We start from the raw sequence: 9,010 nt of genomic DNA, 5'->3' as shown, positions 1-9,010 counted from the left end.
GAAATATCGATCGATTTATTCGTAAGATAGATACCTTAAACACAACCAAAGCGCCTTTAGCACCCTTAGCTCCTATCCCCGTTACCAATAACTCGAAAGATGACAAAAAACAATTGAACACGCGATATCCTATAGGTTCTTTTATTCGGTATCGAGTGGCAAATCAAGTTTATAATAGTTCTTTTGAAAAGGTTGATATTGATTGTTTAGCCAAAGTTGTTGGATATGTTAAGGATGACCAAGATAATCAATATCAAATAGCAGTCAAAGGGATCCGTTTTGTGGATTCTGGAAAGCTGAAATTTGTTACTAATGATCAGTCTAAAATTTGGCAGACAGAAGTTTGTACCATTAAGGAAAGTACATTTAATGTTGAAAACCAAGGACAGACTCATTTCAAAATGCACTTTATTCAACAAGGAGAGGTCTTGAGTAGTTAAAATCGGTACAGGTTTTAATTTTTAATTGAAGGGGGAGAGTTGGGATTGAGCGATCGCCCCTTCAATGCCGAAACCCTTGGTTCTTGCAGTAATATCAGTTTCTCCGATCGCAGACAGACATACCAGGGAGTGGGTTGGGTTTGCAAGGTTTCCCATTTCTCCTTAAAGATTTCTGCCTGGAGATGGTAGTCGCGGTGATGATTCGGGGGACGATTTAAGGTGAGATATAACGTCATCCGGTGAGGACTTTCGCTGGTGTCGGCTAACCAGCACTCAAAGGTATTCTCTTGGTTAAGATCGGCAACAAAGGTAATATGATGCGCTCGAATGGCAATTTGAGTCAATGTATCGGGAATGGGTTTATGGGTGGTTAAGGCACAATTCCAATCAATGGCTAAAATTTGCCCATCTTCAACGACAGTCGCGCGGGAGAAGTTCTTGCAAGCGGTGATTCGAGCCACGGGTTCATACCGAGGTTCGGTAAAGATATCTTCTTTGCTGCCAAAAGCGATCGCCTCTCCTCGATCTAAAACCAAGAGGTCTTGGCAAATGCGATAGGCTTCTTCCAGATTATGGGTGACAAACAGGCTCACTCCAGGATAACTCTCTAGGCGATCGACTAATAATTTCACCATCTGTAAATGCAGATAGGTATCTAAGGCGGAGCAGGGTTCATCGAGGAGGAGAATATCCGGTTGACTGGCTAAAGCTCTGGCTAAGGCGACTCGTTGCTGTTGTCCTCCAGAGAGTTGCTCGGGATAGCGATCGCCAAATCCCGATAAGTATACCGCAGCTAACTGCGCTTCGATATCCGCGCGAGTCATGTTCACTGATTTGGGAATACCAAAGGCAATATTTTCCGCGACAGTGAGATGGGGAAATAGGGCATAATTTTGGAAGACAAGCCCCACGCGGCGCTCGGAGGCAGGCAGATTAATTCCCTGTTCTGAATCATATAAGACTCGACCATTGAGAACAATGCGACCGGAATCTGGGGTATCTATGCCCGCGATACAGCGCAAAATCAGGCTTTTGCCTGCGCCAGAGCTGCCTAAAATCCCCAAAACTTGGCGATCGCTGCTAGTAAATGATACATCTAAAGCAAACTCGCAGAGTGTTTTGCGAATCTGCACGCTCAAATACGGTTCAGACGCTCGATAAACTCGACGATTGACTTGCCGAGAGGAGAGTGACGCTGGAGAAAGCGTCTTCCAACTTTTACTCTTAAACTTACGCCATAAATTGACTAAAGTTACCATCAACAGAGACAAACCAAGCATTACCATGCACCAAAACCAAGCTGTTTCCATAGAACCCGATTCCACCGCTAAATAAATCGCCATCGGAATCGTTTGGGTTTGGTGAGGAATATTTCCCGCTAACATTAACGTCGCCCCAAATTCCCCTAAAGCACGGGTAAATGCTAAAGTCGCTCCCGCCATCAAACCAGGGAACGCCAGAGGTAAACTAATGCGCCAAAAGATCGTCTGTTCTCTTGCGCCCAGGGTTTGAGCCGCTTGGGGAATCGTGCGATCGATTTGTTCAAAGGCAGCTAATGCCGTTTTGTACATCAGTGGAAATGCCACCACCGTTGCTGTAATCACAGTGGCATACCAGGTAAAGACAATATAAATGTTAAACTGGGCAAGAAAAGACCCGATTGGCGTATTTTTCCCGAATATAACCAAGAGGAAAAAGCCTAAAACGGTAGGGGGCAAAACCAAGGGGGATAAAAATAATCCATCCAAAATCGATTTGGCTTTTCCCCGATACCGGAATATCCAGTGAGCAGCAGTGATCCCTAGGAAAAAAGTGATAATCGTGGCAAGCGTTGCCGTTTTCAGGGAGATAAACAAGGGAGAAAAGTTATCGATCATGGCAAGTCCGTGGGGGAATGGGGGAATAGGGGAATGGGGGAATAAATAACAGATTTAATCTAGCAAGTGAGCTATTCTAGCTATCTTTACCGCCATTGATGTACCCCATAGCAAAGGAAACTGCTGTATTAATCCACAGCAAATATTACATCAGAAGCTTTTATCACAGCGAACGCTTCTTTTCCTTCTGCTAATCCTAAGTTTTCGGCGGACGCTTTAGTAATCACTCCAGTGACTTCTACACCGGACGCAATTTCTAAAGTTATTTCAGTATTCACTGCTCCAGTGACCACTTTTTTCACGGTTCCTTTTAAGGCATTACGAGCGCTAATTTTCATTAAATTTATTGGGTTTATAAATCGATCTGTATTCTATCGATATTGCCAGAGAAAAAGAGTATCATAGAGAACAAAATTAGAGTTTTTTTACAGTCTATTGAGCCAGTTGAAATCCATATTCTTGGAAAATAGATTGTGCAGATTCTGTCCAGAGAAAATCAATAAAATGTTGGGCTGGTTCGGGAGATTCTGTCTGCTGTAAAACAGCAACGGGATAAAGAATGGGAGAATGATCGGTTTCGGGAGCTGTGGCAACGATAGTTATTTTATCAGAGAGGATCGCATCCGTTTGATAAACGATTCCCGCATCCACATTTCCCGATTCGACATAAAAGAGGACTTGCCGCGCATCTTTAGCTAAGACAAATTTGGGGCGCAGCAATTCATATAGCTTGAGTTGAGTGAGGACTTCTTTTCCATATTGTCCTGCGGGGACTGTTTCTGGATTTCCTAGAGCAATTTTAGCGATATGCTCTTGAGTTAAGTCGGCAAACGCTTTAATCGAGTTTTTTGTTTTGGGAGTCACTAAAACAACTTGATTTTTGAGTAAATTTTTCCGAGTTTTGGGTTGTAATAAATTCTTGCGCTCTAGGGCATCCATTTGTTGAGGGGAAGCAGAAATAAAGACATCCACTGGAGCGCCTTGTTCAATTTGTTGTTGCAGGGTTCCGGATGAAGCAAAGTTATAAGCAATGAGAGTATCTGATGCCTGTCGTTGATAGGCTTGGGCAATGGGACGCATGACATCCTGAAGACTGGCAGCGACAGATACGGTTAGCTGGGTTTGGGTTGAAGTATCAGGATTTCCAGAACTACAGCTTATACAGACAGTAAGGGTTAGAGCTGTAATGAGATAAAAAAATCCTCGTTTTTTCACGATCGTCACCCCCAAGGTTGTGAGAATGTTTAGATAACCAGGATAAACGAGAATTTTTTAACGCTTAGAAGAGTTGAGCCTCAATAGCTTAAAGCATGGATTTGGTTAACTGCTTGACGGTTTGAAAATGCTCGAAACTGGGAGTTTCAATGTCTCCATCAGCTAATTTTTCTAGTTCGCTGGCTAAACGACGTAAATAGTCAGCTTGTTTTCGGATTCTGTGACTGATTCCTGTATCTCCTGATGCTAGACATTGCGGACATACATCTGTGATATATTCATCAGAACTGCGATAGGCTCGGGCAATGATTTCTTCGGCAAAGAAAATGGTACCACAGAGATGGCATTGGCATTTTTCATCAAAATAGTTACTTTCTAACTGGATTTTCATCAATAGTTTCCTCAGCCGCTTTCTTATCGTGTTTTGATCTAACTTTGATGGACTTGTGCGTTGACTGGATGTCGTTTAACTAGAATTCTAGTATTGGACACTACCATTTTAACAACTTCTTTATCAATCCTGGGGAAGAGATGAGTTGTTCAAAGTAAGAATATCCTGATAAAAAAGCATGGAGGAAGCGATATAGCGCTGCGCGCTAGGGAATGGGGAATAGGGAATAGGGAATAGGGAATAGGGAATGGGGAATAGGTGCTAGATTTTAGTATTGAACCGGAGTCCTAACCCACTCTTTCTCTGCTATAGCGGTTTAATCGGACTTGATATGACGCTAAGAGGAGTGGAGTTCCTTTGTATTGGGGAGATTCGTATGATCTAACAGATCTAATACTTCCTGTTGAGTTAATCCGCGCTTGAGTTGAATGGCGAGAGCGCGCACCTGCTCTAGCAATTGTTGAATTTCTTGTTGTTGGAGAGTAATCTGTTGCTCTTGAAGTAAATTGTACAAGAGCGATCGCCCCGAATGCTTGCCTAAAACTAATTGGTGTTCTAATCCAAGTTCCGCCGGATCGTAAGCTTGATAGGTGTGAGGATTTTTCAGCAAGCCATTAACATGAATCCCCGCTTCATGGGTAAAGGCATTGTCGCCAACGACTGATTTCCAGCGAGGGAGAGTATCTCCCGAAGCTTGCTGTACAAACTGAGAAATATCTCGTAACTGATGGGTATCAATTCCTGATTTTATCCCGTACAGATGTTTGAGGGCGATCGCCACTTCTTCTAAGGCTGCATTTCCGGCTCGTTCTCCCAACCCGTTAACAGTGGTATTGACGGAGGTGGCTCCCGCTTTGACTCCAGCTAAACTATTGGCGACTGCCATACCTAAGTCATCGTGGGTGTGCATTTCGATTGGGAGGGTAAACTGTTGTACCAATTGGCTAACGGTGTCATAGGTGGCAAAGGGATCGAGAATGCCGATCGTATCGCAAAATCGAAATCGACTGGCTCCCCAATCTTGAGCCTTTTGAATCACTTCACTCAGAAATTCGGGGTTCGCGCGGGAAGAGTCTTCTCCTCCGACGGAAACATAGAGTCCACGATCGATCGCAAAAGTAATACTTTCCTCTAGCTGTCGCCACAGTTGAGATATCTTGCCGCCAAACTTCACCTGGATCTGAATGTCGGAAACGGGAATCGAGATATGAACTCGATGCAGTCCACAGGCAAGGGAGGCTTGAATATCTTCAATTTTAGCCCGATTCCAACCGATTAACTCCGCTTTGAGTCCTAAATCAACGATCGCCCGGATGGCATCTGCCTCTTCACCTCCCATTACCGGAATCCCGATCTCCAGTTCTGGAACCCCCATGCGATCGAGGAATTGGGCGATCGCCACTTTTTCCGCCAGGGTAAACGCCACTCCAGCCGCTTGTTCTCCATCCCTCAAGGTAGTGTCATTAATATTAATACTCATGGGTAATCTTCTCCTGTAATTGGGCTTCCAGGGATTCCAGGCGATCTCTTAAAGTGGCGATCGCACTTCCATAAACATCGGGCAAATTTCCATGAGCTAACGGATCGAGGGATTTGCCATAATTTCGCACCACGCGACCCGGAATTCCCACCACCGTGCAATGATGGGGAACATCCTTGAGAACCACTGCCCCGGCACCAATGCGAACATGATTACCAATCTGGATATTCCCTAAAATTTTGGCTCCTGCACCGATAATGGCATGATGTCCGAGGGTGGGATGGCGTTTGCCTTGTTCTTTCCCCGTTCCCCCCAACGTCACCCCTTGGTAAATCAGGGCATAGTCGCCTAAAATTGTCGTTTCTCCAATCACCACCCCCATACCGTGATCGATACAGATGCTCTGTCCTAAACGAGCGCCGGGATGAATTTCCACACCCGTGAAAAACCGAGCGATCGCCGATAGGAGGCGAGGGATTAACCCAATCTGGCGACAGTGCAAATAATGGGCAATGCGATAGAAAATCAAGGCGTGCCATCCGGGGGAACAGAAAAACACCTCTAAAGTATTTCTCGCGGCTGGATCGCGCTCGAAGATCGTCTGAAAATCGAGCCAAATCTCTTGCCAGAGCGATCGCCCCGGCTCATCAGAATAGCCAGGAACACTAGAACTTATCGTTTCATTCACCATGAGTCCATTCCTCACTGAATTTCGACATCAACCACAACCTAAGCCATCTCCTTGACATGCAGAAGCGGCTGCGGCGAGTCGAGTGCATTCAGTTTGTTTGCGCCGTTTGAATTTTGACAGGTCTTCCCCGTCATACACAGCTTTTAAGCCTAGGTTAATAAACCCACTCAGTTCAATAGGCGTAATGCCACATTGACTCAAGATCTGCTTGGGATTTTCTCCCATGCCACTGGCTAAAACAGCACGACAATCTTGCAAGTTATTGGCTAATTTTTGCCAGCGCTCAAATCCGGTTCCCATTTCTGGAGTTAACCGTTCTTCAACCAAGTTATATCCATTTTCTGTCTGTTCCCAAATTTGCAATTGTGGCGCTTGTCCCAGATGCTGATTAACTAAAACGCCTTCAACAGTTGCTACAGCAACATAGGGGCGATTGCTGACTTGTTGGGGGATTTTCCGTTTGGAAGACTCTGCCAAACAACCGGCAAATTCCTGCGATCGGTCTTCACCCAAAAGTCCGACTGCATCAGCCCGACAGCGCGTACAATGGCGCATTTGTGGCAAATACTGTTCGCACTCTTTGCGAATTTGATTCATCATCTTGCCATTGGGTTCAGTCAATTCCTCAAAAGGAGTATCTGGAGTCGGGAACATCGCCATCGCATTGAACAAATCCGCTCCTAATTCTGCTCCTTTTTTCGCCACTTCCACCGCATGATGGTCATTAATTCCCGGCATGATGATGCAGTTGATTTTCACCACTACTCCGGCGGCTTTTAAATTCTTAATCGCTTCCAATTGCCGCTCTAGCAATAACGTGGCTCCTTTTAAGCCTTGATAAACCGTCTTGCCATCCCGAACCCAACGATAAACCTTGCGCGTAATTTCCGGGTCTACTGCATTCATGGTAACGGTGACATGACTGACCCCAATTTCCGCAATTTTGGCAATATATTCCGGCTTTAAATTCAGTCCATTACTCGACAGACAAAGAATTAATTCTGGGTATTCTTCCCGCAATAATTCCATCGTCCGTAACGTTTGCTCTGGATTCGCAAAGGGGTCTCCCGGCCCAGCAATTCCCGCCACAGTAATTCGGGGTTCTTTCTCCAACACTCCATTCATATAATAAAGTGCCTGTTCTGGAGAGAGAACATTACTGGTTACTCCCGGTCTACTTTCATTCACGCAATCATATTTGCGATTGCAATAATTACACTGAATATTACATTTCGGCGCGACGGGTAAATGAACTCGTCCATATTGTCCTTTTACATCGACATTGAAGCAAGGATGTTTTTCGTAATCAATGGCGGTAGTCATTTTAGGTTCTCCGTGATGGTTGGTTTAGGGAATGGGGAATAGGGAATAGGGAATGGGGAAGTGGGGAATGGGGGAGTGGGGGGATGGGGGAATGGGGAGACAACTAATTTCTCCGTGTCCCCGTTTCCCCGCGTCTCCCTATCTCCCCATCTCCCCATCCCCCTATCTCGATATCTCGCTGTCTACAAATAGCCATACCCCACGGGGGAATCGGCTTGTTTCTTATCGATAACGGCGTTAACAATCTGATCGAGAAGGCGCTGAGTTCCTCGATAGCCGAGGTGCAGTAGGCGCTGTCCGCCAAAGCGATCGTGAATGGGGAAACCGACGCGAATCATGGGGATTTGATGTTTGCGAGCAATGGGATATCCTTTGCTGGTGCCAATGATCAAATCGGGTTTAATTTGGTCAATTTGTTCGCCAATTTCGTAGAAATCTACATTGTCGCGGACGGGGACGGGTTCTCTGACGATATCTGCGGTGACGGCTTCTATGGCGGCAGAAAGTTCGCCGCTATTGCCTCCAGAGGCGCAGAGAATCGGTTTAACGCCAACTTCGGCGAGGAAAGCGGTTAATCCTACAACTAAATCTTCCTCTCCGTAGACTACGGCGCGTTTACCAAAGACGTATTTGTGAGCATCGACATAGGCATCGACTAACCGTCCCCGCTCGGATGCATGAATTTGGGGGATGGGTTGTCCGGTGAGTTCTTGCAGGGTGTTAAAGAAGCGATCGCTCTCTCGCAAACCGATGGGGAGTCCCAAGGGGTGCAATGGTAGGTTAAAACGCTCGCGTAACACTTCTCCTCCGGTGCTGCCTGTGCCTTGCAAGACTCGTCCGAGTTCCAAAGTGGCGATCGCCCGATCCATAGCGCGAATATCAGCAACCGGGGTTCCGCCTTCTGGAATCGTCAGATAATCCAGTTGCGCCGGCCCATCCAATGTATCCGAAAAATCAGGTAAAATTGTAGCTTTAATGCCAAAATCTTGGACAACTTCTCGCAGATAGCGCAGATCTGCCGGAGAAACTAAACCCGGCAATACATTTAGGGAACAGGAAACGGAAGGAGCTGAACTTTCTACCCCCACCAATTGTTCAATAACGGCTTTAACCGTGGCATGAAATCCTTCCGCGTGAGTGCCACTATAGCTCGGAGTTGCCACCCGTACCAAAGTCGGTAATGGCTCCTCTTCTTGACCAAATTCTTCTTGAAATTCCAATAAGAATCGTTTCACATCATCGCCGATGGTTTCCGTTAAACAAGTGGTGGCAATTCCCACGACATCGGGATGGTATTTCTCCATGACATTGAGAATACCTTTTTTCAAGTTTGGCCCGCCCCCATAGACGGCATGTTTTTCACTCAGAGAAGACGAGGCAATATCAATCGGTTCTCGGAAATGACTAATAATATAACGGCGCATATACGTTGCACAGCCTTGAGATCCATGCAAGAAGGGAACGCATCCTTCTATGCCTCGAAAAGCAATACAAGCTCCTAGAGGTTTACAGAGTTTGCAGGCATTGGTTGTGGAGACATAAGCCTCGGTTTTCTGCTTGATTTTTATTTTACCCATGATTTTTCCCTCTCCC

At 45.8% G+C, this 9,010-nt stretch carries 9 protein-coding genes; 1 reads left to right on the top strand and 8 read right to left on the bottom strand.

The window, feature by feature from the left end:
• Positions 1-440, top strand: a 440-nt coding sequence (locus AC3A14_RS10950; protein ID WP_487778999.1) for a hypothetical protein, incomplete at its 5' end; no start/stop codon positions are given.
• A gap of 14 nt (positions 441-454) precedes the next feature.
• Here the strand turns inward: AC3A14_RS10950 and modB are convergent.
• The 8 genes from modB to AC3A14_RS10910 all read right to left on the bottom strand — a co-directional run bounded on the left by modB (position 455) and on the right by AC3A14_RS10910 (position 8,994).
• Positions 455-2,317, bottom strand: coding sequence for a molybdate ABC transporter permease subunit (modB, locus tag AC3A14_RS10945; protein ID WP_318732304.1), 1,863 nt, complete (start codon positions 2,315-2,317; stop codon positions 455-457).
• Between the two features lie 128 nt (positions 2,318-2,445).
• Entirely contained in the window at positions 2,446-2,655 is a 210-nt protein-coding gene (locus tag AC3A14_RS10940) for a TOBE domain-containing protein (RefSeq protein WP_318698719.1), read from the bottom strand.
• A 94-nt stretch (positions 2,656-2,749) separates the two neighbouring features.
• Positions 2,750-3,541, bottom strand: coding sequence for a molybdate ABC transporter substrate-binding protein (gene modA, locus AC3A14_RS10935; RefSeq protein WP_318720034.1), 792 nt, complete (start codon positions 3,539-3,541; stop codon positions 2,750-2,752).
• Positions 3,542-3,620: 79 nt separating this feature from the next.
• The gene (locus AC3A14_RS10930) at positions 3,621-3,923 is read right to left on the bottom strand and encodes a hypothetical protein (RefSeq protein ID WP_318732303.1); all 303 of its coding nucleotides are present in this window, start codon (positions 3,921-3,923) and stop codon (positions 3,621-3,623) included.
• A 337-nt stretch (positions 3,924-4,260) separates the two neighbouring features.
• The gene (gene nifV, locus AC3A14_RS10925; protein WP_318732302.1) at positions 4,261-5,403 is read right to left on the bottom strand and encodes a homocitrate synthase; all 1,143 of its coding nucleotides are present in this window, start codon (positions 5,401-5,403) and stop codon (positions 4,261-4,263) included.
• Positions 5,393-6,094, bottom strand: coding sequence for a serine O-acetyltransferase (gene cysE, locus AC3A14_RS10920; RefSeq protein WP_318732301.1), 702 nt, complete (start codon positions 6,092-6,094; stop codon positions 5,393-5,395). Before cysE ends, nifV begins: the two co-directional genes overlap by 11 nt.
• 27 nt (positions 6,095-6,121) lie before the next feature.
• The gene (gene nifB, locus AC3A14_RS10915) at positions 6,122-7,417 is read right to left on the bottom strand and encodes a nitrogenase cofactor biosynthesis protein NifB (RefSeq protein WP_318732300.1); all 1,296 of its coding nucleotides are present in this window, start codon (positions 7,415-7,417) and stop codon (positions 6,122-6,124) included.
• 182 nt (positions 7,418-7,599) lie between these two features.
• The gene (locus AC3A14_RS10910; protein ID WP_318698725.1) at positions 7,600-8,994 is read right to left on the bottom strand and encodes a nitrogenase component 1; all 1,395 of its coding nucleotides are present in this window, start codon (positions 8,992-8,994) and stop codon (positions 7,600-7,602) included.
• Positions 8,995-9,010 lie beyond the last annotated feature (16 nt).

The organism is Roseofilum sp. (assembly GCF_982964205.1).
The sequence above is the reverse complement of the archived record's forward strand: the minus strand, read 5'-3'. Positions and strand labels throughout refer to the sequence as shown.

Bases quoted from the DNA above. Each gene is read 5' to 3' on its own strand.
- AC3A14_RS10940 (WP_318698719.1), bottom strand. From the start codon at position 2,655: ATGAAAATTAGCGCTCGTAATGCCTTAAAAGGAACCGTGAAAAAAGTG.
- AC3A14_RS10910 (WP_318698725.1), bottom strand. From the start codon at position 8,994: ATGGGTAAAATAAAAATCAAGCAGAAAACCGAGGCTTATGTCTCCACA.
- AC3A14_RS10930 (WP_318732303.1), bottom strand. From the start codon at position 3,923: ATGAAAATCCAGTTAGAAAGTAACTATTTTGATGAAAAATGCCAATGC.
- nifB (WP_318732300.1), bottom strand. From the start codon at position 7,417: ATGACTACCGCCATTGATTACGAAAAACATCCTTGCTTCAATGTCGAT.
- modB (WP_318732304.1), bottom strand. From the start codon at position 2,317: ATGATCGATAACTTTTCTCCCTTGTTTATCTCCCTGAAAACGGCAACG.
- nifV (WP_318732302.1), bottom strand. From the start codon at position 5,403: ATGAGTATTAATATTAATGACACTACCTTGAGGGATGGAGAACAAGCG.
- cysE (WP_318732301.1), bottom strand. From the start codon at position 6,094: ATGGTGAATGAAACGATAAGTTCTAGTGTTCCTGGCTATTCTGATGAG.